The sequence below is a fragment of the Cellulomonas sp. CW35 genome (assembly GCF_052378485.1).
Taxonomy (GTDB): Bacteria; Actinomycetota; Actinomycetes; order Actinomycetales; family Cellulomonadaceae; genus Cellulomonas; species Cellulomonas uda.
On the sequence record NZ_CP199000.1, the window covers coordinates 489,396 to 513,770 of the forward strand.

Sequence of the window (24,375 nt, forward strand, 5' to 3'; positions counted from 1 at the left end):
GTCCCGGCCCTCGCCGCATCCGGGGATGCGTGCCGCCCGCCCGGGTGGGTCTCGACCTGCGCGCGGGGCTGGACGACGATCGTCGTCGTGCATGCCCGTGCGGTCCGGTTCGTCGTCGGGGTCGCCGCCGTGACGGCTGCGGCGGCGGCGTGCGCACCGGCGGGGACCTCGGTCGACGAGCCGACCGCAGCGGCCACCACGGTCGCGCCGCTCGAGGACGACGTGCTGGGCGGCATCGCCGTGTCGGTCGCGCAGGCGCGGCTCGACCGGGAGCGGCGGGTCGTGCAGGTGCGGGTCGCGAACGGCTCGGCGGTCGACGTCACGGTCGTCGAGGCGCGGCTCACCACACCGGGTGCGGCGGGGGTGGCGATCTCGACGCGCGGGCGGGCGGTGCGCAGCGGGGTGGACCGTGACCTGTCGGTCGCGCTCGGGGCGCCGCGGTGCGACGGGGCCGCGGCCGCGGCGGGCGGTACGACCGCCGTCGAGCTCGACCTCGTCGACGACGACGGGCGCACCGGTGCGTGGCGCGGGACGCCGGACGACCCGAACGGCGTGCTGGCGCGTATCCACCGCGAGGACTGCGCCGCTGCGGCGGTCGCGTCCGGCGCGCGGCTGAGCCTCGACCCGCACGTGACGGTCGGCGACCCGGGCGGCGGCGGTCGGCTCACGGGGTCGGTGACGCTGCGGCTCGAGCCCGTGCCGGGCGGTCCGCGCGTCGAGGTCGTGCGGGTCGACGGGACGACGCTGCTGACCCCGCTGGGTGGCGCGGCGTCGTGGCCGCTCGCGCTCGACTCGGCGGCGGGATCGGCCGAGGTGACGCTGACGTTCGAGCCCGCGCGCCGGGGTCCTGACGGGGGTCCCGGGTGGACCAACGGCCCTCGTGGGTTGTCGGTGGCCGGTGGCAGGATCGCGGTATGACGCCCGCCGATGACGACGGTCGCGCCGATGTGCACGGCCTGCCCGAGACCCTGCCGCGCAGCACACCCGAGGAGCAGGGTGTCGACCCGCGCGGCCTCGCGGCCCTCGTGCGCGCGCTCGCGGGCGGCCCGCCCGAGCAGGAGCTGCGCGCGCTCGTCGTCGTGCGGCACGGGCACGTCGTCGCGGAAGGCGCTCGCGCGCCGTACGCGACCGACCGCCGGCACGCGCTGTACTCGCTGAGCAAGACGTTCACCGCGACGGCCGCGGGTTTCGCGGTGGACGAGGGTCTGCTGAGGCTCGACGACCTCGTCGTCGACCTGGCGCCCGACGAGGTCCCGACGAGCGGGCTCTCCGACGACGAGCGCGCGCGCCTGGGCCGGATGACGGTGCGCGACCTGCTGACGATGCGCTCGGGCCACGACGTGGAGCCGAACGTGTTCGAGCAGCGCGGCTGGGTCGCCGCGTTCCTCGCCGCGCCGCTGCAGCACGAGCCCGGCACCCATTTCCTGTACAACACCGCGGCGACGTACGTCCTGTCGGCGCTCGTCGAGCGTGCGACGGGCCAGGGGCTGCTCGCGTACCTGCGTCCCCGGCTGCTCGACCCGCTCGGGTTCGCCGACGCCACGTGGGAGGTCTCGCCCGAGGGGCACGCGACGGGCGGGTTCGGCATGTCGGCGGCGCCGCGGGACGTCGCGGCGTTCGGCGAGCTGCTGCTGCGCGACGGAGCGTGGCGGGGGCGGCGGCTGCTTCCCGAGGGGTGGGTCGCGCTCGCGTCGCACGCGCACGTCCCGCCGGGGACCGCACCGGGCGACGAGCGCAGCGACTGGTCGCAGGGCTACGGCTTCCAGATGTGGCGCTCGCGGCACGGGTTCCGCGGCGACGGCGCGTTCGGGCAGTTCTGCCTGGTGCTGCCGGAGCAGGACGTGGTCGTCGCGATGTCGTCCGCGGTGGGCGACATGCAGACGCCGCTCGACCTGGTGTGGGAGCACCTGCTGCCCGCGTGCGGCGACGCACCGCTCGCGCCGGACGACGCGGGCCGGGCCGCGCTCGCGGAGGCGTTCGCCGGACTGCGCGTCACCTGGCCGCAGGGTCGGCCGACGTCGCCCGTCGCGGCACGCCTGGACGGCCGGCGCGTGCGGTTCGACCCGAATCCGCTCGGTGTCACGTCCGCGACGGTCCGCTTCGGCGACGCCGCCGACCGCGTCGAGGTGCGGCTCGAGGGGGACCCGGTCGCGCTGGAGCTCGGGCATGACGAGCCCGTGGGCGGCGCGCTGCCGCCGCGGTACCCGGGCATGCCCGGGCCCGAGCCCGTGGTCGCGCACGCGGTGTGGACGACGCGCGACGAGTACGTCGCGACGGTCCGCGCGCTCGAGGACACCCACGTGCTCACGGTGACGGCCAAGGTCACGGGTGACCTGGTCGAGGTCACGCCCCGGGTCACCGCGACGTTCGGGCCGACGGACCTGCCGACCCTGCGCGGTGTGCTCGCCGACCACGCCTGACGGTTCGCCTGACAGGATGGCGGCCATGCAGCACCTGGTCGTGATGGGGGTCTCGGGCTCCGGCAAGACGACGGTCGCGCTCCTGCTCGCGGAGCGGCTCGGCTGGACGTTCGCGGAGGCGGACGACTTCCACCCGGAGGCGAACGTCGCGCTCATGGCGGCGGGCACGCCGCTCACCGACGAGGACCGTGCGCCGTGGTTGGCATCGATCGCGCACTGGGTGTCGCAGCGGGACGCGGAGGGGGTCTCCACCGTCCTCACGTGCTCGGCGCTGCGGCGCGCGTACCGGGACGTGCTGCGCGGCGGTGGCGGGCGCGTGCGGTTCGTGCACCTCGCGGGCGACCCGGAGGTCATCGCGACGCGCATGGCGGCGCGCACGGACCACTTCATGCCGCCGTCGCTGCTGCCGTCCCAGCTCGCGACGCTCGAGCCGCTGGAGGACGACGAGGACGGGGTCGTCGTGCCGATCGGTGCGCCGCCCGCGCAGGTCGTCGACGACGCGTTGCGCGCGCTGGGGCTCGCCGCCGACCGCTGACGCCGCGGGCTCAGTGCGCGGGCGGTGCCGTGCTCTCGCGCACGACCAGCTCGGTCGCGAGGTCGATCCGCAGGTTCGCCGGCGTGGACCCGCCCGCGATCTGCAGGAGCATGCGTGCGGCGGTCGCCGCCATCTCCTGCAGCGGCTGGCACACGGTCGTCAGGCCGGGCTGCACCCACTCGGTGACGGGCAGGTCGTCGTACCCGACGACGGACAGGTCCCGCGGCACGGACAGCCCGAGCTCTCGTGCGGCGCGCACGACGCCGAGCGCCTGGAAGTCGGCGCCCGCGAAGATCGCGGTCGGCCGGTCCTCGCGGCTGAGCAGCTCGCGGCCATGCTTGTAACCGCCGTCGACGAAGAAGTTGCCGTAGCGGACCAGGTCCGGGTCGAACGGCAGACCGGCCTCGTCGAGCGCGGAGCGGTAGCCGTCGATGCGCGCGCGCGAGCACAGGACGTCGCGCGGGCCGGAGATCACGGCGATGCGGCGGTGGCCCAGGCCGAGCAGGTGGCGCGTCGCGGCGAGGCCACCCGCCCAGTTGGCGGAGCCGACGACGGGCACGCCCGGGGGCTGCTCGCCCGCGGTGTCGACGACGACGAACGGGATCGAGCGCGACTTGAGCTGCGCGTGCTGCGCGGGGTCGAGCTCCGACTGCACGAAGATGACGCCGCGCGGCCGGCGCGCGAGCACGTCGTCGAGCCACTCCTGCGGCGGACGGTGCTCGCCGCCGAGCTCGGACAGCACGACGCCGATGCGCGCGGGCCCGGCGACGGTCTCGACTCCCTTGATGATCTGCAGCGCCCACGGCGAGTCGAGCTCGTGGAAGACGAGCTCGATGAGGCCGGAGCCGGTGCCCGACGAGGAACGCCGGCGCCGGTAGCCGTGGCGCTCGATGACCTCCTCGACGCGTGCGCGCGTCGCCGCGGCCACGTCGGCCCGCCCGTTGAGCACCTTCGACACGGTGGGCACGGAGACGCCGGCCTCGGCGGCGATCGCCGCGATCGTCGTCCCGCCCCGTCCGCCAGCGGCGCCGTCGCCGGCAGCGGTGCCGGGCGTGGGCGTCGTCGCCTCGTCCGGCTCGGTGGTCGTCATCTCGGGTTGCCCTTCCGCTGGGCCGACACTTTCGAGCGCGACGTTAGCACCGTGCGCCCCGCCGCCGTACCGGGCTCGCGGGACGACTCGGACGCGTCGTCGCGCGGGTCCCGGCCTGCGAGGATGGGCGCGTGCTCCACCTCGCCTACTTCGAGCCGCGCATCCCGGGCAACACCGGCAGCGCCATCCGTCTCGCCGCGGGGACGGGCGCCACGTTGCACCTGGTCGAGCCGCTCGGCTTCGACCTCAGCGAGGCCAAGCTCAAGCGGGCGGGATTGGACTACCACGACCTCGCGCACGTCGTCGTGCACCCCGACCTGGAGGCGTTGCTGGACGCGCTGCCGGGCCGCGTGCTCGCGTTCACGACGCGCGCCACCCGCTGGTACACGGACGTGGAGTACCGCGACGACGACGTGCTGCTGTTCGGTCCGGAGCCGACGGGTCTGCCCGACGAGGTGCTCGCGCACCCGCGGGTCGACGACGAGGTGCGCATCCCGATGCTGGCGGGCCGCCGCTCGATGAACCTCACGAACGCGGCGGCGGTCGCGACGTACGAGGCGTGGCGCCAGCTCGGCTTCCCGGGTGGCGCGTGATGACGCAGCCGCAGGAGCAGGGCTCGCCCATCGAGAGCGTGGACCGCGCGCTGCAGGTGCTGACTACGCTCGCGGAGGCCGGGCCGCGCGGGCTCGTCCTGGCGGACCTCGCGGCGCGTCTGGGGGTGCACAAGACGACGGTGCACCGCACGCTCGCGGCGCTGCGGCACCGGGACTTCGTGACGCAGGACCCCGGCGGTGCGTACGCGCTCGGGGGGGCGTCGGTCGCGCTGGGGGAGACGTACCTCGCGGGCGACAACCTCGCGGTGCTGCTGCACCCGGCGCTCGTCGCGCTGTCGAAGGACGTCGCGGAGCTCGTGCACCTCGGCGTGCTGGTGGGCACCGAGGTCGTGTACCTCGACAAGGTCGAGCCGGACCGTCCGGTGCGCGTGTGGTCGCAGGTGGGTCGGACGATCCCCGCGGCGCGCACCGCGCTCGGGCGTGCGCTGCTCGCGTTCCGTGGCACGGACCGGGCGGCGCTCGCGGGGTACTCGACGCCGGGTGATGCGGCGCGCGTGTGGGCGGCGCTCGAGAGTGCGCGGGCGACGGGCCGTGCGGTCGAGAACCAGGAGAACGAGCCGGGCATCGGGTGCGTCGCGGTGCCGGTGCTGCGCGGCGGGGTGCCGGTCGCGGCGGTGAGCGTCACGGCGCCGGTGGAGCGGCTGGACGACGAGCGTGTGGTCGAGGTGCACGAGCGCATGCGCGCGGTGCTGCCCCCGCTCCTGCCGGCCGGGCTGCACCTGCCCGCCTGACGTCCGGCGTCGTCGGCGGAGCGTCCGCCGGGTTCCACGCGGCCTGGTGACGTCGCGCGCGCGAGATGGCAGGATGTTGCGCGTAGCGACACCAGTGTTTCGCCTAGCGCAACGGAGCCTTTGTGGACGTCCTCGCCGAGCTCGCCCGACACCGCCTCGTCCCCGTCGTCGTGATCGACGACGCCGCCGACGCCCCCGCGCTCGGCGACGCGCTCGTCGCCGGCGGGCTGCCGGTCGCCGAGGTCACGTTCCGCACCGCAGCCGCGCCCGACGCGATCCGCGCGCTCGCGGACCGGGGCGACGTGCTCGTCGGCGCGGGGACCGTGCTGACGCCCGCGCAGGTCGACGCCGCCGTCGCGGCCGGCGCGCGGTACGTCGTCTCGCCCGGCACGAGCCGCGCCGTCGTCGAGCGGTGCGCCGAGCACGGCGTGCTCGCGCTGCCCGGTGCCGTGACAGCCACCGAGGTGCAGGCCGCCCTCGAGCTCGGCATCTCGACCGTGAAGTTCTTCCCCGCGGGGACGAGCGGAGGCGCACCCGCGATCGCCGCGCTCGCGGCCCCGTTCCGCGACGTGCGCTTCGTCCCCACCGGCGGGATCGGCCGGACGAACCTGCACGACTACCTCGCCCTGGAGTGCGTCGCGGCCGTCGGCGGGTCCTGGATGGTGCCGCGCGACCTCGTCGCCGCCCACGCGCACGACGCGCTGCGCACGCTCGCCGCGGACGCCGTCGCGCTCGCCGACGCTCTGCGCCCGCTCACCCCCGCCTGACCCCGCCCACCACCCGAAGGACCGACAGTGACGCACACCCGCCTGACCCTGCGCCCCGCCGACAGCGTGCGCTACGACGTCGTCGCGCTCGGGGAGGTGATGCTGCGGCTCGACCCCGGCGAGGGGCGCGTGCGCACCGCGCGCCAGTTCCGCGTGTGGGAGGGCGGCGGGGAGTACAACGTCGCGCGCGGGCTGCGCCGCGCGTTCGACCAGCGCGCCGCGGTCGTCACGGCGCTCGCCGACAACGAGGTCGGCCGCCTGGTCGAGGACCTGGTCCTGACGGGCGGGGTCGACACCGCGTTCGTCCGGTGGGTGCCGTACGACGGCGTCGGCCGCGCGGTTCGCAACGGCCTCAACTTCACCGAGCGCGGGTTCGGCGTGCGCGGCGCGGTCGGCGTGAGCGACCGCGGGCACACCGCCGCGTCGCAGCTGCGGGCCGACGACGTCGACTGGGACCACCTGTTCGGCGAGCTCGGTGTCCGGTGGCTGCACACCGGCGGCATCTACGCCGCGCTCTCCGAGACCTCCGCGGACACCGTGCTCGCCGCCGTCCAGGCCGCGCGGCGGCACGGCACCGTCGTCTCGTACGACCTCAACTACCGGCCCTCGCTGTGGAAGGCGATCGGCGGGCAGGCCCGTGCGCAGGAGGTCAACCGCGCGGTCGCGCCGTTCGTCGACGTCATGATCGGCAACGAGGAGGACTTCACCGCGGCCCTCGGGTTCGAGGTCGAGGGCGTCGACGAGTCCCTGTCGCACCTCGAGGTCGACGCGTTCGCCGCGATGATCGACTCCGTCGCCCGCGCGTACCCGAACTTCCAGGTCATCGCGACGACGCTGCGCACGGTGCGCTCGGCGACCGTCAACGACTGGGGCGCGCTCGCGTGGTCCCGCACCGAGGGGCTCGTGCAGGCCACGCACCGTGAGCGCCTGGAGATCCTCGACCGCGTGGGCGGTGGCGACTCGTTCGCGTCCGGGCTGGTGTACGGGCTGCTCGAGGGGCTGCCGCTCGCGACCGCGGTGGAGTACGGCGCCGCGCACGGCGCGCTCGCCATGACCACGCCCGGCGACACGACGATGGTCACCAAGGCCGAGGTGCTCAAGCTCGCGGGTGGCGGCTCGGCCCGCGTCGACCGCTGAGCCGACCGCGACGGAACCGGAACGACGAAGCCGGGCACGACGAGCCGGGCACGACGAAGGGGCCCCGCCTGACGGCGGGGCCCCTTCCTTCGCAGGCAGTGGCCGGGAATCACTGCCCGATGGCGGAGCTCACCTCGCTCGTGAACTGCTCGGCGGCCTTCTGCGGTGTGAGCCGCTCGAACAGCACCTCCTGGTTGATGCGCTTGGTGATCGCGGCGACCTCGCCGGCACCGTTCGGCGGGACGGGCGGGCCGTCGACGATGTCGTCCGCGATGTCCGCGAGGAACGCGGCGGCCTGCTTGTCGGTCTCGTTGAACAGCGGCTCGACGGCGGCGCGCACGTCGGTGTTCGCGGGCAGTCCGCGGTCCGACAGCAGGAGCTCGCCCGCGGCCTGCGAGTTGACGAGGAAGTCGACGAACAGCGCGGCCTCCTCCGGGTGCTGCGACTTCGAGGACACCGAGTAGAACATCGCGGGCTTGAAGTACATCCCGGTGCGCTCGCCCTCGGTCTCGCCGGGCACGCGCAGCAGCTCGAGCGGGTGTCCCGCGGCGCTCGTGATGGCGGTGAGCTGGTTGGTCCAGAACCACGCCATCGCGCCCTTGCCGGTCGCGACGACGGACTGCTCCGGGCCGCCCGCGTCGATCTCGACGCTCTGGGCCGCGCTGGGGGTGCCGCCGGCGGCCTGCATGTCGAGCGAGTACTGCCACCACTGCGCGAGCGTCGCGTCGTCGTACCCGAGCGTGCCGTCCGGCGCGTACAGCGACTGCCCGCGCTGCCGCGCGAAGATCGAGAACCCGGGCTCGTTGAACCCGTAGTCCTGCGCCCCGACCACGGAGCCGCCGGACTTCTCGGTGATCTCGTTGGCGAGGTCCACGTAGTCCTGCCACGTCCACGTCTCGTCGTCGGGCAGCTCCACGCCCGCCTTCTCGAAGGCGGTGGGGTCCGCGACGACGACGTACGCGTTGACGCCGGTCGCGACGCCGTAGAGCTTGCCGTCGATCGTGCCGGAGCCGAGGATCGACTCGTCGATCTTGGACGTGTCGAGGTCGAGCTCGCCGAGGTCGGCGAGCACGCCGCGCGACGCGTAGTCGGTGAGGAAGCGCTCCTCCTGCGTGATGACGTCGGGTGCGTCGCCGCCCGCGACGGACGTGCTGAGCTTGTCGAAGTACGAGTCCCAGTCGGTGTAGTCGGGCTCGACGTGGATGTTCGGGTGCTCGGCCTCGAACGCGTCGATGACCTGCTGGGTGAGCTCGTGGCGGGTGTCGGAGCCCCACCAGGAGAAGCGGATCGTGACCTGCTCCTCGTCGGTGGAGCCGCCGGTCTGTGCGGAGCTGCCGGGACCGTCGTCGCTCCCGCAGGCGGTCAGCGCGAGCGCGCCTGCGGCAGCGAACGCGGCCACCTTGAGAAGGGTCGGGCGTGGGTGTCGCATGGTTCTCCTTCGTGACGAGACGCCGTCGTGCTGGTCACCCCGAGCGAGGCTCGGGTGGTGCCGCGCCGAGGGCGGTGGCAGTGCGGGTGCCGCCGACCCCGGCGCGAGTTCGGAGTGCTACTTGATCCCGGTCGTGGCGATGCCCTTGACCAGGTACTTCTGGCCGAACAGGAACGCGAGGAACACCGGTACGAGCGTCACGATCGACATCGCGAACATCGGCCCCCACGAGCTCTGCCCGCTGGAGTCGAGGAACGTGCGCAGCGCGACGGGTGCGGTGTACATCGAGGGTTTGGTGAGGAAGATCAGCTGGCTGAAGAAGTCGTTCCAGGTCCAGATGAACGTGAAGATCGCGGTGGTCGCGAGCGCCGGCATCGACAGCGGCAGCATGATCCGCGCGTAGATCCGCAGGTGGCCGCAGCCGTCGAGGCGGGCGGCCTCGTCCAGCTCGCGCGGGATGCCACGGAAGAACTGGACCATGAGGAAGATGAAGAACGCGTCGGTCGCGAGCAGCTTCGGGACGATCAGCGGCAGGAACGTGTTGATCCACTCGAGCCGGGAGAACATCACGTACTGCGGGACGATGATCACGTGGATCGGCAGCATGATCGACATGAGCATGATCGCGAACCACAGCCGCCGACCCCGGAACTCGAGCCGCGCGAACGCGTACGCGGCCATCGAGCATGCGACGAGGTTGCCGAGCAGCGAGCCGAGCACGATCACCGCGGAGTTCAGCAGGTAGCGCCCGAACGGGTACGTCAGCGCGTTCCAGCCGTCGGTGTAGTTCGACAGGTCCACGTCGGTCGGGATGACCGACAGGTCGCGGAAGATCAGGTCGTTCGGCTTGAGCGAGCTCGCGAGCAGCCAGATCAGCGGGTAGAGCATGACGAGCGCGAGCGCGATCAGCCCGGCGTGCTTGAGCGTCGAGCGCACCGCGCCGCGCCAGCGGGGGTGCCGCCGGACGCGCGGCGCGGGGGCCGTCGAGGTGCGGGAGTCGGCGCGCGACGCGTGGACGCCGGCGGCGGGGTCGGGTCGCATGTCGAGGTCAGTCACCGTAGAACACCCAGTACTTGGAGGCGAGGAAGTTGAGGGCGGTCATGGCGCCGACGATGAGCAGCAGCAGCCACGCCATGGCGGACGCGTAGCCCATGTCGAGGGACGCGAAGCCCTTCTGGTACAGGTAGAGCGTGTAGAAGAGGGTCGAGTCCGCGGGGCCGCCCGTGCCGCCGGAGACGACGAACGCCTGCGTGAAGCTCTGGAACGCGCCGATCACCTGCAGCACGAGGTTGAAGAAGATGATCGGCGTGAGGAGCGGCACCGTGATGGAGAAGAACTGGCGCACCTTGCCGGCGCCGTCGATCGACGCGGCCTCGTAGTACATCTCGGGGATCTGCCGCAGCCCGGCGAGGAAGATGATCATGGGCGCGCCGAACGTCCACACGTGCAGGATCACGAGCGTGCCGAGCGCGGTGTCGGGGGACGACACCCAGCCCTGTCCCTCGATGCCGAACAGGGCGAGGAACGCGTTGACGAGCCCGTCGACGCCGAACACCTCGCGCCACAGGATCGCCACGGCGACCGAGCCGCCGAGCAGCGACGGCAGGTAGAACACGGAGCGGTAGAACGCGAGCCCGCGCATCCCGCGGTCGAGCAGCATCGCGAGCCCGAGGGCGACGACGAGCTGCAGCGGCACCGCGGTGAGCACGTACGTGAACGTGACGACGAGCGCCTTGTGCAGCCGGGGGTCGTCGAGCATGCGCGTGTAGTTGTCCAGGCCGATCCACTCCGGGGGCTGGAGCAGGTTGTAGTCGGTGAACGACAGGTACGCCGAGGCGGCCATCGGCCCGATGGTGATGAGCACCAGGCCGAGGAACCACGGCGCGAGGAAGACCGCGGCCATCCTCCCGTCGCCTCGTCGGCGCGGCCGCGCGCCAGGCGCGCCGTCGCCGGCGGACGTGCCGGACGTCCCGGGAGGGCCGCCGCGACGCGGTCCTGAGACGCGTCGCAACTCGGACACCACGGACATCGTCGATCACCTCTTCGTGAGTCGCGCATATCGGGGAAACCGGTTCCTTGGCGGGTACCGTAGCACCGTGCCAGAGTGTTGGGAACCGGTTTCCCGTCGTGTATGTTCGGGTTCGAGCCGACCACCGGTGGCGGCCCGGGGCGAGGGTGCTCCGCGGCCCACGCGCTCCCGGAGGTCGACGCGACGAGCCCTTCCCAGGAGGCTGCAGTGACGCAGAACGCGTGGGCCAGACCGGCGCCCACGATCGCCGAGGTGGCGCGAGCCGCGGGTGTCTCGCGCGCGACCGTCTCGCGCGTCATGAACGGCCGGGTCACGGTCGACGAAGAGCTCGCGCAGCGCGTCCGCGAGGTCGCCGAGCGTCTGCACTACCGCCCGAGCACGGTCGCGCGGAGCCTGTCGCTCGGGCGCACCAACACCGTGGCGGTCGTCGTGCCGGACCTCGCGAACCCCATGTTCCAGCAGGTGCTGCGCGGGGTGTCCGCCGCCGCCGGCGAGGACGGGTACCGCGTGCTCGTCGCCGACACGTCCGAGACCGCGTCCGACGAGCGCCAGGTCGCGCTCGACGCCCGGCTGCGCTGCGACGCGCTCGTGCTCGTCTCGCCGCGCATGCCCGAGGCGGAGCTGCGCGCGGTGCTGCCCGAGGTCGGGCCCGTCGTCGTGATCAACCGGGAGCCCGACGGCACCACGCCGACCCTCGCGATCGACTACGCCAGCGGCATCGAGGAGATCGTCGAGCACCTCGTCGGGCTCGGGCACCGCCACCTGCTCTACCTCGCGGGACCGCCGCAGAGCGCGTCGCACGCGGCACGCCTCGGCGCGCTGCGCGTGGCCGCGGCACGCCGCGCGGAGGTCCGGCTGTCCGAGCGGGCCGCGGGCTCGTCGGTCGAGAGCGGCTACGCCGCCGCGGGCGACGTGCTCGCGTCGCGTGCGACCGCCGTCGTCGCCTACAACGACCTCGTCGCGTTCGGCCTCCTCGCGCGCCTCAACGAGCTGGGCGTCGCGGTGCCCGGGGACGTGTCCGTCACCGGGTTCGACGACATCGAGCTCGCGCGGTTCTCGGTCCCGTCGCTCACGACCGCGACCGTCCCGCAGGTCGACCTCGGCCGCGCCGCGTGGGCCCGCCTGGGCGCGCTCGTCGGCCTCGGCTCGGGCGTCTCCCCGCTGCCCGACGAGCCCATCCGCCCGCGGCTCGCGGTGCGCGCGAGCACGGGACCCGTACCGCCGGCCGTGCGCTCGTCGGTGACCGACCACGCACCCGCCCGCACGACCTCGGAGGTGACCCACGTGCGTTGGCGGAACGACGGCGACGTCCTGCGGCTCGACGGCCGCACCGGCGAGGGCGACGGCCTGCCCCTCGCACGGTACGAGACGGGTGAACGCGTGCCGCAGGTGCACGCGCCGCGCCCGTACCTGCACCCCGTGCGGTCCGCCGCGGGCGTCGACCTCACCGAGACGAGCCCCGTCGACCACCGGCACCACTACGGCGTGTCCATGGCGGTGCCGGTCGTCAACGGGACGTCCTACTGGGGCGGACGCACGTACGTGCGCGACGAGGGTCCGACGCTGCTGCCGAACCACGGCCGGCAGGTGGGGCTGGGCGCGCGCGTCTCGTCCGACGGGCGGTCCGCGCTCGACGACGTGGCCTGGTACGACGAGCACGGCGACGTGCTGCTGCGTGAGACGCGCACGCTCGAGGCGGCGCCCGCGGCGGGTGGCTGGACGCTGCGCTGGACGTCGGTGCTGCGCGCGAGCGAGCGCGACCTGCTGATCGAGAGCCCCGGCACCAACGGGCGCGCGAACGCCGGGTACGGCGGCCTGTTCTGGCGGCTGCCGGGCGCGCACTCGACGCTCGCGCTCGGCCGCGGGCTCGTCGGCGAGGCGTCCGTGCACGGCAGCGACTCGCCGTGGCTCGCGTTCGTGCAGCGTCGCGACACCGCGGCCACCACGCTGCTGCTCGTGCAGGACCCCGGCACCGTGCGCCCCTGGTTCGCGCGCGTCGCCGAGTACGTGGGCGCCGGACCGGCGCTCGCGTGGGACACACCGCTGCACGTCGCGCACGGCGACGAGCTCGTCGTGCGGATGGCGGCCGTGGTGCTCGACCGGGCGGTCGACGCCGACGAGGCGGACGCGCTCGCGGCGGGGGCGTGGTCATGACGGACGTCCCCGCGGTCGCGGTCGTCGGCGTCCACGGCCACGGCCACACGCACGTGCGCCACGTGCTGCGGCTCGCCGAGAAGGGCGCTGCACGGCTCGCGGCCGTCGTCGACCCGCGGCCCGTCGACGACCTCACGTACGTCCCGGCCGGCACGCGGTGGGTGTCGGCGCTCGACGACCTGCTCGCCGGGCCGGACCGGCCCGACGTCGTCGTCCTCGCGACGCCCATCCACACGCACCTGCCGCTCGCGCGGGCCGCGCTGCGGGCCGGGTGCGACGTGCTGCTCGAGAAGCCGACGACCGCGTCCCTCGCGGAGCACGCCGAGCTCGTCGCGTTCGTCGAGGAGACGGGGCGCCGCTGCCAGGTCGGGTTCCAGTCGTTCGGGTCGGCCGCGGTCGACGAGCTCGAGCGGCTCGTCGCGTCGGGTGCGCTCGGCGAGGTGCGGGTCGTCGGCGCGGTCGGGACGTGGGTCCGCACGGCCGCGTACTACGCGCGCGCCCGGTGGGCGGGGAAGCGCCGGCTGGACGGCGTGGACGTGGTCGACGGCGTCGTGACGAACCCGCTCGCGCACGCCGTCGCGACCGCGCTGCGCGTCGCGGGGGCCCGGACCGCGGCGGACGTGCTCGACGTGCGCCTCGACCAGTTCCACGCGCACCCGATCGAGGCGGACGACACGTCCTCGCTCGTCGTGCGGACCGCGGGCGGGGTCACGGTCGGCGCCGGGCTCACGCTCGCCGCCGCGGAGCGGACGCCCGCGCGCGTCGTCGTGCGCGGCACCGCGGGCGAGGCGACGCTGCTGTACGAGCACGACGAGCTCGAGGTGCACACCCGCACGCAGTCCTGGCGGCGGACGTTCGCGCGCGTCGACCTGCTCGACGACCTGCTCGCCGCGCGCGTCGACCCGTCGGCGCGGCTGCGCTGCGACGTCGCGTCGACCGGTGCGTTCATGCGCGTGCTCGAGGCCGTGCGGCTCGCGCCCGACCCGCGTCAGGTCCCCGCCGCGCACCTGCGCTGGCGCGGGGTCGGGCAGGACCGGCACCCCGTGGTCGGCAGCATCGCCGCGTGGTGCGAGCGAGCCGCGCTCGAACCCGCGACGTTCACCGAGCTGGGCGCGCCGTTCGCGCTCGCGGCGGCGCAGGCCGAGCCCGCGGCCGTGACCGCGCCCCTCGCCCGCCCGTAGGCCGGCAGGCCGTCAGGAGGAACCGTGCACGAGCCGAGCGACCAGAACCCGACCGCGCCGCGCCCGGCGTCGCACCGCGCGACCGTCCCCGGGGCGGGCGTCGTGCCCGACTACGCGCCCGCACCGCCGGGCGAGCGGCTGCGGTACGCGGTCGCGGGGACCGGGCACCGCGCCGGGATGTACGTCGACGCGATCACGGGCGAGCACGCGGACGTCGCGCAGCTCGTCGCGTGGCTCGACCCCAACCCGGGGCGGATCGACCACTACGACGCGCACGCCGCGCGGCGCCTGGGCCGCGACGAGCCGCTCGGCCTGCCGCGGTACACGCCCGACGGCCTGGAGCGGATGGTGGCCGACGAGCGGGTCGACGTCGTCGTCGTGACCTCGCCCGACCGCACGCACGCGGACCTCGTCGCGCGTGCGCTCGACGCGGGCGCGCACGTCGTCGTCGAGAAGCCGCTGACGACGACGGTCGAGGGCTGCCGCACGATCGCGGACGCGGTGCACCGCAGCGGCAACGACGTCGTCATGACGTTCAACTACCGCTACTCGCCGCGGAACTCGACGCTGCGCCAGGTGGTCGCGTCGGGCGAGATCGGCACGGTGACGTCGGTGCACTTCGAGTGGGTGCTCGACACCGTGCACGGCGCGGACTACTTCCGGCGCTGGCACCGGGACAAGGAGTGGTCCGGCGGGCTGCTGGTGCACAAGTCGAGCCACCACTTCGACCTGGTCAACTGGTGGCTGGGCGACGTGCCCGCGCGCGTGTTCGCGTCGGGCGGGCTGCGGTTCTACGGCGACGAGAACGCCCGCGCGCGCGGGCTCGGCCCGCGGCCCGAGCGCGGGACGGGAGTGCAGGGCGACCCGTTCGCGCTCGACCTCACGCGCGACGCGCGCCTGAAGGCGCTGTACCTGGATGCCGAGCACCACGACGGGTACCTGCGGGACCGTGACGTGTTCGGGCCGGGCATCACGATCGAGGACAACGCCTCGCTCGTCGTCGACTACCGCGGCGGGGCGTCGATGACGTACGCGCTCAACGCGCACAGCCCGTGGGAGGGGTACCGGGTCGCGGTCAACGGGACGGCGGGTCGCGCCGAGCTCGAGGTGGTCGAGCGCGGGGCGATCGCGGTGGACGACGAGGGGCGCGCGGTGCTCGACCCGTCGGCGACGCCCGTGGCCGCCGGCGGGCAGCGGGTGCGCCCCGAGGGGGAGCGGCTCGTGGTGCAGCGGCACTGGGAGGCGCCGCGCGAGGTGCCGATCCCCGCGGGGATCGGCGGGCACGGGGGCGGGGACGCGATCCTGCTCAAGGACGTGTTCCGCCGGCACCTGCGCGTGTCCGACGACCCGTTGGGGCGCAGCGCGGGGATGACGGACGGGCTGCGCGCGGTCGCGGTGGGGATCGCGGCGAACCGGTCGCTCTCGACCGGGCAGGCGGTGCTGGTCGACGAGCTGGGCCTCGGTCTCGGCTAGCGGAAAGCGCTTGCCGAACCGGGCGCCCTCTGCCACGATCGGGACGCGGGGCGCGGTCGCGTCCCGCTCTCCGACGGCTCGACGACGAGCCCGACGACGAGCCCGACGACAGAGGGGACGGCCCGTGGCGCGCGTCGCACTCATCACCGGCGGCAACCGGGGCATCGGGCTCGGCATCAGCCGACGACTCGTCACCGACGGGTACGCCGTCTCGATCCTCGCGACGCGCGAGGAACCCACCGACGTGCTCGCCGAGCTGCGCGAGGTCGCCGGGTCCGACGACGCCGTGCGCTACGTCCGCGGCTCGGTCGCCGACCCCGCCGACCACGTCCGCTACGTGCAGGACGCGCTCGACGCGTGGGGCCGGCTCGACGTGCTCGTCAACAACGCGGGCGTCGCGCCCGCGCAGCGCGCCGACCTGCTCGAGGCGACCACCGAGTCGTTCGACCGCGTGCTCGGCATCAACCTGCGCGGGCCGTACTTCCTCACGCAGGAGTTCGCGCGCCGCGTCATCGCGCTGCGGGGCGAGCTCACCGCGCCGCAGCAGGAGCCGGTCGCGACGATCGTCAACGTCTCGTCGATCTCCGCGACGACCGTCTCGACCGACCGCGGCGACTACTGCGTGTCCAAGGCGGGCGTCGCGATGGCCACGCAGCTGTGGGCCGTGCGGCTCGCGTCCGAGGGCATCGTCGTGCACGAGGTGCGGCCGGGCGTGATCGCGACCGACATGACCGCGGGTGTCGCGGGCAAGTACGACGCGCTGCTCGCCGACGGCCTCGCGCCCATCGCGCGCTGGGGCCGACCCGCCGACGTCGCGGGCGCGGTCGCGCTGCTCGCGTCCGGTGCGACGCCGTACTCGACGGGCGAGGTCTTCCACGTCGACGGCGGCATGCACGTCCCGGTCCTGTGACCGACCCCATGACCAGCGAGGTACCCGACCGCAGGAGCCGACGATGCCCCACCGCCACGACCCCGTGCTCGTCCGCATCGGTGAGACCGACGTGCCGGTCGTCACGGCGAACACCGTCGTCGTCGGGACCGGCTCGGCCGGGTTCTGCGCCGCCGACCGCCTGTGGGAGCTCGGCCAGGACGACGTCGTCATGGTCGCGGACAAGGTCAACGCGGGCGCGTCCCGCAACGCGGGCTCCGACAAGCAGACGTACTACAAGCTCACACTCAGCGGCGGCGACGGCGACTCCGTGCGCGAGATGGCGCAGACGCTGTTCGCGGGCGGCGCGATGGACGGCGACAACGCGCTCGCGGAGGCGGCGCTGTCCGCGCGCGGGTTCCTGCGGCTGTGCGACCTGGGCGTCCCGTTCCCGCAGAACCGGTACGGCGAGTTCATCGGCTACAAGACCGACCACGACCCGCGCCGACGAGCCACGTCCGTCGGTCCGTACACGAGCCGCACCATGGTGGAGCGGCTCGAGGCGAAGGTGCACCGCAACGGCACGCGCGTCTTCGACGAGTGCCGCGTGGTCGACCTCGTGACGGTCCCCGCGGACGGCGGGGGCCGCGCGGTCGTCGGGCTGCTCGTCCTGCGGACCGACGTCCGGCACGACGGCGAGCAGTCGCCGTTCCTGCTGTTCCGCTGCACCAACGTGGTCTACGCGACCGGCGGCCCCGCGGGGATGTACGCGACGCGCGTGTTCCCGCACGGGCAGTGGGGCGCCTCCGGCGCGGCGTACCGCGCGGGCGTGCACGGCAAGAACCTCACCGAGTGGCAGTTCGGGCTCGCCTCGACGCACCCGCGGTGGAACGTGTCCGGCACGTACATGCAGGTCATCCCGCGGTTCGTGTCGACCGACGCGGACGGCGGCGACGAGCGCGAGTTCCTCACCGAGGCGATCGGGGACTACGGGCGGCTGCTGTCCCTGGTGTTCCTCAAGGGCTACCAGTGGCCGTTCGACGTGCGCAAGGCGCGCGACGGCTCGTCGCTCGTCGACCTGCTCGTGTACCGCGAGACCGTGCTGCGCGGGCGGCGCGTGTTCCTCGACTTCCGCCGCAACCCCATGCGCGACGAGCTCGACCCCGCGGCGCTCAGCCCCGAGGCCCGCGACTACCTGGAGCGCGCGGGCGTGCTGTTCGGCACCCCGGTGCAGCGGCTGCGGCGCATGAACGAGCCCGCGTACCAGTTCTACCTGCGCAAGAACCCGTACGTGGACCTCGAGACCGACCTGCTCGAGGTCGACGTGTGCGCGCAGCACAACAACGGCGGGCTCGTGGTCGACGCGTGGTGGGAGTCGAACGTGCGCGGGCTGTTCCCCGTGGGCGAGGCCGGCGGCGCGCACGGCGTGTACCGCCCCGGCGGCGCGGCGCTGAACAGCGGGCAGGTCGGGGCGACGCGGGCCGCGCAGATGATCGTCGCACGCCGCACGGACCCGCCCGTCGCGCTCGACCGGTACGCCGCGGCTGCCGCGCCGGTCCAGGCGGCCGCGACCGGGCTCGTCGCCGCCGCGGCGGGGCGGGCCGCGGACGGGTGGGACGAGGACACGGGCGACCTGCTGCGCCGCGTCCAGGAGCTCATGAGCGCCAAGGCCGGGCCCGTGCGCTCCGAGAAGTCCATCCACGAGGCGCTCGACCAGGTGCACGCCTGGCTCGCCGAGTACGAGCGGACCGTGAGCGCCGACCCGTCGTCGCGTCGCTCGGTCAACCGCGTGTTCCTGGTCCGCGACACCCTCACCGCCGCGTACGTGTACCTGTCCGCGATGGCGGACTACGTCGCGCACGGGGGACGCTCGCGCGGGTCCGTCCTGTACTCCGACCCGGCGGGCGAGCTGCCGCGCGTCGGGTACGGCCCCCGGTCCGACGACGAGCTCGACCTGCCCGAGGTGTTCCGCTTCCGTCTCGACGAGGGCGCGCTCGACGACGAGGTGCAGGAGGCCGCGTGGCGGCCGCCGACGGCCGCGGGATCGTCGTCGCCCGCCGAACCCGGCGAGGGCTGGCGCGGGGTCGTCCGACGCGCGCCCGACGACCCCGCCGGCGAGCCGGTGCTCCGGTGGCGGCCGCGCCGCCCGCTGCCCGAGGACGACGACTTCTTCGAGAACGTCTGGCGCGAGTTCCGCGACCACGGCAACGTCCACTGACGGACCCGCCGCCGGCACGGTGACGGCGCGCATCCGAGGGGTGGACAGGGGTGGGGGCGAAGGGGGCAGACCGGACTACGGTGGGCCCGTTCCGTGACACGGGGTGCCGCACAGCGCGGCTGAGATCACACCCGTCGAACCTGATCTAGGTAGCACTAGCGAAGGGATGTCGCGCATGACCCGCATGCGTCCGCACCGCACGCCTCTCTCCCCGAGACCGCCCCGCGAGCACCTGCGCGCGTAGCCGCCGCGCGCTCCTCGCCCGCGCGAGCCGGACGTCCACGCCGGTCCGCGCCACCCGCCGCTCCGTCCGCGGCGACGGATGCAGCGACGAGTGCAGCATGCCCCGCCTTCCCGGCGACGGATGCCGCACCCGTCCCTGCACCGACAGCGCATCCGGCTGCGGATGCGGCCTTCGCGCGCGCTCGTCGCGGGCTGCTGCGCCGTGCGCGCGACCGCCGCGGCGTGCTCGGTCCTTCTGCTGAACGAGGTCCTCGATGTCTCGCACCACCGTCCGGGCGCGGGTTGCCGCGCTGCTCGTCGTCGCGTCGCTCGCCACCGGGTGCGCCGGTCCGTCGTCGGGCGACGACGACGGGCTCACCCGCGTGCGGTTCGCGCTCGACTGGACGCCCAACACCAACCACACCGGCCTGTACGTGGCGCTCGCGCAGGGCTGGTTCGCCGACGCGGGGCTGGACGTGCAGGTGCTGCCGTACAGCGACACCGCGCCGGACCAGCTGGTCGACGCGGGCGCCGCCGAGGCGGGGATCAGCACGCACGACTCGTCGCTCATCGCGCAGGCCGCCGGCGCGGACGTCGTCGCGGTGCTCGCGGTCCTGCAGCACTGGGCGACCGCGATCGGCGTGCGCGCCGACGACGAGCGCATCACCAGCCCGCGCGACCTGGACGGCCTGATCTACGCGGGCTTCGGCGCGCCCGGTGAGGTCCCGCTGCTGCAGGAGGTCATCCGCGCGGACGGCGGGACGGGCGAGTTCACGACCGTCGTGCTCGGCTCGTCGGCGTACGAGGCGCTGTACGCCGGCGAGGCGGACTTCACCATCCCGTACGTCGCGTGGGAGGGCATCGAGGCCGAGCGTGCGGGCACGCCCATGCGCTACCTGGAGTACACGGACCACGGCTTCCCGGACGCGTACGCCGTGGTCGTGGACGCATCCCGCCGGTGGGTCGCCGACGAGCCCGAGACGGCGCGCGCGTTCGTCGGGGCGCTGCAGCGCGGGTACGCGTGGGCGGCGGAGCACCCCGACGAGGCCGCGGCGCTGCTCGTCGAGCAGAACCCCGACGCGTTCGCCGACCCGGACCTGGTGACGCAGAGCCAGCGGATGCTGTCCTCCGACTGGCTGCGCGCCGACGACGGCACGGTCGGCACCATGACGCTCGACCAGGTCTCCGGCTACGGGGACTTCCTGTTCGACGCGGGCATCCTCGCGGGACCGGACGGCGAGCCGCTCACCGAGCGTCCGGACTGGTCGGCCACGTTCACGACGAGCCTGCTGGGGGAGCCGTGACGCGCCACACCGCGCGCGGGCTGCCCGTGCTGCTCGTCCTGGCGGTGCTCGGGGTGGCGTGGCAGGTCGCGGCGCTGAGCGTCGCGAACCCGCGGCTCCTGCCGACGCCCGGACGCGTGGCCGAGCAGGCGTGGGCGCAGCGCGACGTGCTCGCGGAGCACACCACGGCGACGCTCGGGGTGACCGCCGCGGGCTTCGGGGTGTCGGTCCTGGTCGCGTGGGGTCTCGCGCTGCTGGTCGACCTGGTGCCCGCGGTCGGGCGCGGGATCGTTCCCGTGCTCGTCGCGTCGCAGACGATCCCCGTGGTCGCGCTCGCGCCGCTGGTGGTGCTGTGGTTCGGGTTCGGGCTGCTGCCCAAGGTGCTCGTTGTGACGCTCGTGACGTTCTTCCCGCTCGTCGTCGGGCTGGTCGAGGGCCTGCGCGCGGCGGGTCCGGGCGCGACCGCGCTGCTCACGAGCATGGGCGCCTCGCGGTGGCAGCAGCTGCGCTGGGTCCGCCTGCCCGGGGCGCTGCCGCGGTTCTTCACGGCGCTGCGCATCGCGGTCACGTACGCGGTCGTCGGGGCGGTGTTCGCCGAGTACGTCGGCGCCGTGCGGGGGCTCGGCACGTACATGAACATGCAGCGCGCGGCGTTCCGCACCGACCTGGTGCTCGCGGCCGTCGCGCTGTGCGCGCTCGTCAGCGTCACCCTGTACGGGCTGACGTGGCTGCTCGAGCGCGTGACCGTGCCGTGGGCGCACCCCCGGGCGGTGGCCCGTGCGTGAGCTCGAGGTCCGCGACGTGCACGTCGCGCGCCCCGGCGCGCGCGGACCGCTGCCGGTGCTCGGCGGCGTCGACCTGCGCGTGCGACCGGGCGAGCTCGTGTGCGTCGTCGGGCCCAGCGGGTGCGGCAAGAGCACGCTGCTGTCGGTCGTCGCGGGACTGCTGCGACCCGACCGGGGCCGCGTGCTCGTCGGCGGGCTCGACGTGACCGGCACGCCCGCGCGCACCGCCTTCATGCCGCAGCAGGACCACCTGTTCGCCTGGCACACCGTGTGCGACAACGTCGCGCTCGGCCTGCGCGTGCAGGGCGTGCGACGACGCGACGCGCGCGCCCGCGCCCGCGACGTGCTCGCCGAGTTCGGGTTGGAGTCCTTCGCGGACGCGCGGCCCGACGAGCTGTCCGGCGGGATGCGGCAGCGCGCCGCGCTCGCCCGCACCGTGCTGCAGGGCCGGGACGTCGTGCTCCTCGACGAGCCGTTCGGCGCGCTCGACGCGCTCACCCGTCTCGACGCGCAGCGCTGGCTCGCCGCGACGTGGGCCGCGCACGGGTGGACCGGGCTGCTCGTCACGCACGACGTGGGCGAGGCCGTCACGCTCGGCGACCGCGTGGTGCGCCTGTCCGGCCGCCCCGCGGTCGTCGCGCACGAGATCGCGGTCGACGACCCGCGCCCGCGCACGCCCGGCGTCCCCGACGCGCGCGTCACGCGCGCGGTCCTCGCCGGCCTCGGCGTGGGCGACGAGCGCGTGCCCGACGAGCGCGTGCCCGACGAGCGTGCGGTCGACGAGCGCGTGCCCGACGAGCGCGTGGCGCTCTCGTGACGCGGCTCCCGCGCGCGTGGCGGCCGTGGCTCAGCACGGTCGGTCTGCTCGCCGCCTGGGCGGCCGCCGGTGCGAGCGGGCGGCTCGACCCGCACGTCCTGCCAGCGCCGGGTGCGGTGCTCCGGGCCGCGCGGGACCTGGTCGCGGACGGTTCGCTGCCCGCCGCGCTCGCGGTGAGCGGCACGCGCGTGGCCGTCGGTGCGGGAGCAGGTGTCGCGGTCGGGCTGCTGCTCGGGCTGCTCGCGGGGCTGTCGGGGATCGCGCACGACGTCGTCGACCGGCCCCTGCAGGCCGTCCGGGCCGTGCCGTTCACGGCGGTCACGCCGCTGCTCGTCGTCTGGGTCGGTCTCGGTGAGCCGCCCAAGGTGCTGCTCGTCGCGGTCGCCGCGCTCGTCCCGACGTACCTCGCGACCGTCGGCGGTGTGCGCGGCGTCGACCCGCGGCTGCGCGAGCTCGCCGCGGCCTACGGCCTGGGCCGGCGTCGCACCGCGACGCGCGTGCTGCTCCCCGCGGCGCTGCCCGCCGTGCTCGTCGGGCTGCGCCTCGCGCTCGGCACCGCGTGGGTCGCGCTCGTCGTCGCCGAGAGCGTCAACGCCGCCGAGGGCGTGGGCGCGCTGCTCACCGACGCGCGGACGTACGCGCGCACGGACGTCGTCCTGCTGTGCGTGCTCGTCTACGCGGCGCTCGGCCTGGTCACCGACGCCCTGGTCCGCGCGCTCGAACGCCTCCTGCAGCCGCCGCCCGTCGTCGGGCGCCATCCGTCCGCCACGCCCACGACCCCGACCACGTCCACCCCGACCCTCGCGTCCGTCACCCCTGGAGCCCAGCACCCATGACCCGAGCACGCCTGACCCGATCCCCCCTGACCCGCGTCCGACCTCGCGCCCTCGCCGCGCTCGCGCTCGCGGCCGCCCTCGCCGGGTGCGCCGCGACCGCGGACGGCACCACGACGACCGCGCCGCCCGACGTGCCCGTGCGCGTGGGCGTCCTCACGACGCAGAACCTCCTGACGCTCGCGGCCGGCGACCGCACGCTCGACGAGGCCGTCGCGAGCGTCGGCGCGCGGGCCGAGACCACCGAGCCGTTCGCGGCGTTCGCCCCCGCGGCCGAGGCGATGGCCGCGGGCCGGGTCGACGTCACGTCGGGCTCGACCACGGCCGTCGTCGCGGCGCTCGCGGGCGACCCGGACCTCGTCGTCGTCGCGGTGGAGCGCACCGACGGCGACACGCAGGGCATCGTCGCGACGCCCGCCAGCGGCATCGCGGACGTCGGCGACCTCGCGGGGCACTCCGTCGCGGTCAACCAGGGCGGCACGGGGGAGTACCTGCTGCGCCTCGCTCTGCGCCGCGCGGGCCTCACGCCGGACGACGTCGAGACCGTCTACCTGGCCCCGCCGGACGCGGCGGCGGCGTTCGCGGCGGGCAAGGTCGACGCGTGGGCGACGTGGGACCAGTACCTCGTGGGTGCGCAGGTCGACGGCGCGCGCACGGTCGCGCTCGCGCGGGACCTGGGCTCCGACAACGCGAGCGTGCACGTCGCGCGGCGGGACTTCGTCGACGCGCACCCGGACGTGGTGCGCGCGGTCGTGGACGCGCTCGCGGCCGAGGCCGACGCGCTCGCCGCCGACCCCGCGCCGCTCGCGGACGCCTACCGGGACGCGGGCGCGTCGGACGCGGTCGTCGCGGGGCTCACCGCGCTGGCGACGCCGCGGCTCGCGTACGCCGACGAGGACCTCGCGGCCGAGCTCGCGCGCGTCGCCGAGCTGTACGTCGAGGAGGGGCTGCTCGCGGAGCCGGTCGACGTGTCGCGCGCGTGGCACGACGTGCGCGGGTGACCGTGCCGACCCGGGACCGGGCCGTGTCGCGGGCGCCTGCGGCGGTCCGGGTACGGGGGCTGCACCGCGTGTTCGCGGACGGCGCGCCGCCCGTGCTCGCGGGGCTGGACCTCGACGTCGGCGCCGACGAGCTCGTGGCGGTCGTCGGGCGCAGCGGGTGCGGCAAGTCGACGCTGCTGCGGGTGCTCGCCGGGCTGGACGGTGCTGCGCACGCCGACGTCCTCGTGCGCCCCGAGCGGGTCGGCATGGTGTTCCAGGAGGCGCGCCTGCTGCCGTGGGAGCGCACGTGGCGCACGGTGCTGCTCGCGGACGCACCCGTGCGCCGCGCCGACCGCCCGCGTGCGGTGGCGGCGCTCGCGCGGGTCGGTCTCGCGGACGTGGCGGACCAGCGTGCGGGCACGCTCAGCGGGGGTCAGGCGCAGCGCGTCGCGCTGGCCCGCGCGCTCGCGCGCGACCCGGACCTGCTGCTGCTCGACGAGCCGTTCGCGGCGCTCGACGCGCTGACGCGCCGCGAGGCGCACGCGCTCGTGCGTGAGGTGCGCGCGGCCCGCCCGGTCGCGACGGTCCTGGTCACGCACGACGTCGACGAGGCCCTCGCGCTGGCGGACCGCGTCGTCGTGCTCACCGAAGGCCGGCTGATGTGCGACACGGGACCGCGCCGTGGAGCCCGGGAGCGAGTCCTCGCGAGCCTTGGCGTCTAGCGGGTCGTCTCTGAAGTCGTCCGACGGTGGCTCTTGTGAGGATGTCGTCGGCGGTCTTGCTCGTCCGGGCCGTCGATGACGAGATCA

22 protein-coding genes and 1 riboswitch are annotated in these 24,375 nt (G+C 74.9%); of the genes, 18 read left to right on the top strand and 4 right to left on the bottom strand.

Translation table 11 applies throughout. The features are described 5' to 3' along the window. Positions 1-87: 87 nt before the first annotated feature. Genes ACT17Q_RS02340 through ACT17Q_RS02350 form a run of 3 tightly spaced genes read left to right on the top strand, consistent with a single transcriptional unit; the run spans position 88 to position 2,955 of the window. Positions 88-918 carry a hypothetical protein gene (locus ACT17Q_RS02340; protein ID WP_444664477.1) on the top strand — a complete coding sequence of 277 codons (831 nt, stop codon included), beginning with the start codon at positions 88-90 and terminating at the stop codon, positions 916-918. Further along, positions 915-2,420 (top strand): serine hydrolase domain-containing protein, encoded by a 1,506-nt coding sequence (locus tag ACT17Q_RS02345; RefSeq protein ID WP_094181026.1) that lies wholly within the window; start codon positions 915-917, stop codon positions 2,418-2,420. The genes ACT17Q_RS02340 and ACT17Q_RS02345 overlap by 4 nt, the downstream gene beginning before the upstream one ends. A 25-nt stretch (positions 2,421-2,445) precedes the next feature. Further along, positions 2,446-2,955 (top strand): gluconokinase, encoded by a 510-nt coding sequence (locus ACT17Q_RS02350; protein WP_094182333.1) that lies wholly within the window; start codon positions 2,446-2,448, stop codon positions 2,953-2,955. A 10-nt stretch (positions 2,956-2,965) separates the two neighbouring features. Here ACT17Q_RS02350 and ACT17Q_RS02355 read toward each other — a convergent pair whose 3' ends face one another. After that, a complete protein-coding gene (locus tag ACT17Q_RS02355) occupies positions 2,966-4,045 on the bottom strand; it encodes a LacI family DNA-binding transcriptional regulator (protein ID WP_268535492.1) in 1,080 nt (359 codons plus the stop codon). A 131-nt stretch (positions 4,046-4,176) separates the two neighbouring features. Between ACT17Q_RS02355 and ACT17Q_RS02360 the strand changes: the two genes are divergently transcribed. From ACT17Q_RS02360 to ACT17Q_RS02375, 4 genes are all read left to right on the top strand, one after another. After that, positions 4,177-4,638, top strand: a complete 462-nt coding sequence (locus tag ACT17Q_RS02360; protein ID WP_094181025.1) for a tRNA (cytidine(34)-2'-O)-methyltransferase — start codon at positions 4,177-4,179, stop codon at positions 4,636-4,638. After that, entirely contained in the window at positions 4,638-5,390 is a 753-nt protein-coding gene (locus tag ACT17Q_RS02365; RefSeq protein ID WP_444664480.1) for an IclR family transcriptional regulator, read from the top strand. The genes ACT17Q_RS02360 and ACT17Q_RS02365 overlap by 1 nt, the downstream gene beginning before the upstream one ends. Positions 5,391-5,512: 122 nt before the next feature. Then, complete coding sequence (eda, locus tag ACT17Q_RS02370) at positions 5,513-6,157, top strand: bifunctional 4-hydroxy-2-oxoglutarate aldolase/2-dehydro-3-deoxy-phosphogluconate aldolase (RefSeq protein ID WP_094181024.1); 645 nt, start codon at positions 5,513-5,515, stop codon at positions 6,155-6,157. A 27-nt stretch (positions 6,158-6,184) separates the two neighbouring features. Beyond that, positions 6,185-7,294 (top strand): sugar kinase, encoded by a 1,110-nt coding sequence (locus ACT17Q_RS02375; RefSeq protein ID WP_268535488.1) that lies wholly within the window; start codon positions 6,185-6,187, stop codon positions 7,292-7,294. A 109-nt stretch (positions 7,295-7,403) separates the two neighbouring features. Here ACT17Q_RS02375 and ACT17Q_RS02380 read toward each other — a convergent pair whose 3' ends face one another. From ACT17Q_RS02380 to ACT17Q_RS02390, 3 genes are all read right to left on the bottom strand, one after another. Next, positions 7,404-8,693, bottom strand: a complete 1,290-nt coding sequence (locus ACT17Q_RS02380) for an ABC transporter substrate-binding protein (protein ID WP_444664483.1) — start codon at positions 8,691-8,693, stop codon at positions 7,404-7,406. A gap of 147 nt (positions 8,694-8,840) precedes the next feature. Next, positions 8,841-9,764, bottom strand: coding sequence for a carbohydrate ABC transporter permease (locus tag ACT17Q_RS02385; protein WP_094181021.1), 924 nt, complete (start codon positions 9,762-9,764; stop codon positions 8,841-8,843). Positions 9,765-9,771: 7 nt separating this feature from the next. After that, positions 9,772-10,752 (bottom strand): carbohydrate ABC transporter permease, encoded by a 981-nt coding sequence (locus ACT17Q_RS02390; protein WP_444664485.1) that lies wholly within the window; start codon positions 10,750-10,752, stop codon positions 9,772-9,774. A 207-nt stretch (positions 10,753-10,959) separates the two neighbouring features. Here ACT17Q_RS02390 and ACT17Q_RS02395 point away from each other — a divergent pair, with 207 nt between their 5' ends. The 11 genes from ACT17Q_RS02395 to ACT17Q_RS02445 all read left to right on the top strand — a co-directional run bounded on the left by ACT17Q_RS02395 (position 10,960) and on the right by ACT17Q_RS02445 (position 24,288). Then, positions 10,960-12,906, top strand: coding sequence for a DUF6807 family protein (locus ACT17Q_RS02395; RefSeq protein WP_232514455.1), 1,947 nt, complete (start codon positions 10,960-10,962; stop codon positions 12,904-12,906). Beyond that, on the top strand, positions 12,903-14,087 hold the full coding sequence (locus tag ACT17Q_RS02400) for a Gfo/Idh/MocA family protein (RefSeq protein ID WP_094182331.1): 1,185 nt from the start codon (positions 12,903-12,905) through the stop codon (positions 14,085-14,087). Before ACT17Q_RS02395 ends, ACT17Q_RS02400 begins: the two co-directional genes overlap by 4 nt. Before the next feature lie 24 nt (positions 14,088-14,111). After that, positions 14,112-15,560: a Gfo/Idh/MocA family protein gene (locus ACT17Q_RS02405; RefSeq protein ID WP_094181018.1), complete on the top strand. Its 1,449-nt coding sequence runs from the start codon at positions 14,112-14,114 to the stop codon at positions 15,558-15,560. A 124-nt stretch (positions 15,561-15,684) separates the two neighbouring features. Next, positions 15,685-16,470, top strand: a complete 786-nt coding sequence (locus ACT17Q_RS02410; protein WP_094181017.1) for a 3-ketoacyl-ACP reductase — start codon at positions 15,685-15,687, stop codon at positions 16,468-16,470. 43 nt (positions 16,471-16,513) lie between these two features. Next, positions 16,514-18,646: an FAD-binding protein gene (locus ACT17Q_RS02415; RefSeq protein ID WP_444664488.1), complete on the top strand. Its 2,133-nt coding sequence runs from the start codon at positions 16,514-16,516 to the stop codon at positions 18,644-18,646. Positions 18,647-18,735: 89 nt separating this feature from the next. Next, positions 18,736-18,830, top strand: a riboswitch (TPP riboswitch). A gap of 313 nt (positions 18,831-19,143) precedes the next feature. Next, complete coding sequence (locus tag ACT17Q_RS02420) at positions 19,144-20,172, top strand: ABC transporter substrate-binding protein (RefSeq protein WP_444664490.1); 1,029 nt, start codon at positions 19,144-19,146, stop codon at positions 20,170-20,172. Further along, entirely contained in the window at positions 20,169-20,936 is a 768-nt protein-coding gene (locus ACT17Q_RS02425; protein ID WP_444664491.1) for an ABC transporter permease, read from the top strand. Before ACT17Q_RS02420 ends, ACT17Q_RS02425 begins: the two co-directional genes overlap by 4 nt. Then, positions 20,929-21,753, top strand: a complete 825-nt coding sequence (locus tag ACT17Q_RS02430; RefSeq protein WP_094181013.1) for an ABC transporter ATP-binding protein — start codon at positions 20,929-20,931, stop codon at positions 21,751-21,753. The genes ACT17Q_RS02425 and ACT17Q_RS02430 overlap by 8 nt, the downstream gene beginning before the upstream one ends. Beyond that, the gene (locus ACT17Q_RS02435; RefSeq protein ID WP_444664492.1) at positions 21,750-22,589 is read left to right on the top strand and encodes an ABC transporter permease; all 840 of its coding nucleotides are present in this window, start codon (positions 21,750-21,752) and stop codon (positions 22,587-22,589) included. The genes ACT17Q_RS02430 and ACT17Q_RS02435 overlap by 4 nt, the downstream gene beginning before the upstream one ends. Continuing rightward, the gene (locus tag ACT17Q_RS02440) at positions 22,586-23,587 is read left to right on the top strand and encodes an NrtA/SsuA/CpmA family ABC transporter substrate-binding protein (RefSeq protein WP_094181011.1); all 1,002 of its coding nucleotides are present in this window, start codon (positions 22,586-22,588) and stop codon (positions 23,585-23,587) included. Before ACT17Q_RS02435 ends, ACT17Q_RS02440 begins: the two co-directional genes overlap by 4 nt. Beyond that, entirely contained in the window at positions 23,584-24,288 is a 705-nt protein-coding gene (locus tag ACT17Q_RS02445; RefSeq protein ID WP_444664495.1) for an ABC transporter ATP-binding protein, read from the top strand. Before ACT17Q_RS02440 ends, ACT17Q_RS02445 begins: the two co-directional genes overlap by 4 nt. The last annotated feature ends 87 nt before the right edge of the window (positions 24,289-24,375 follow it).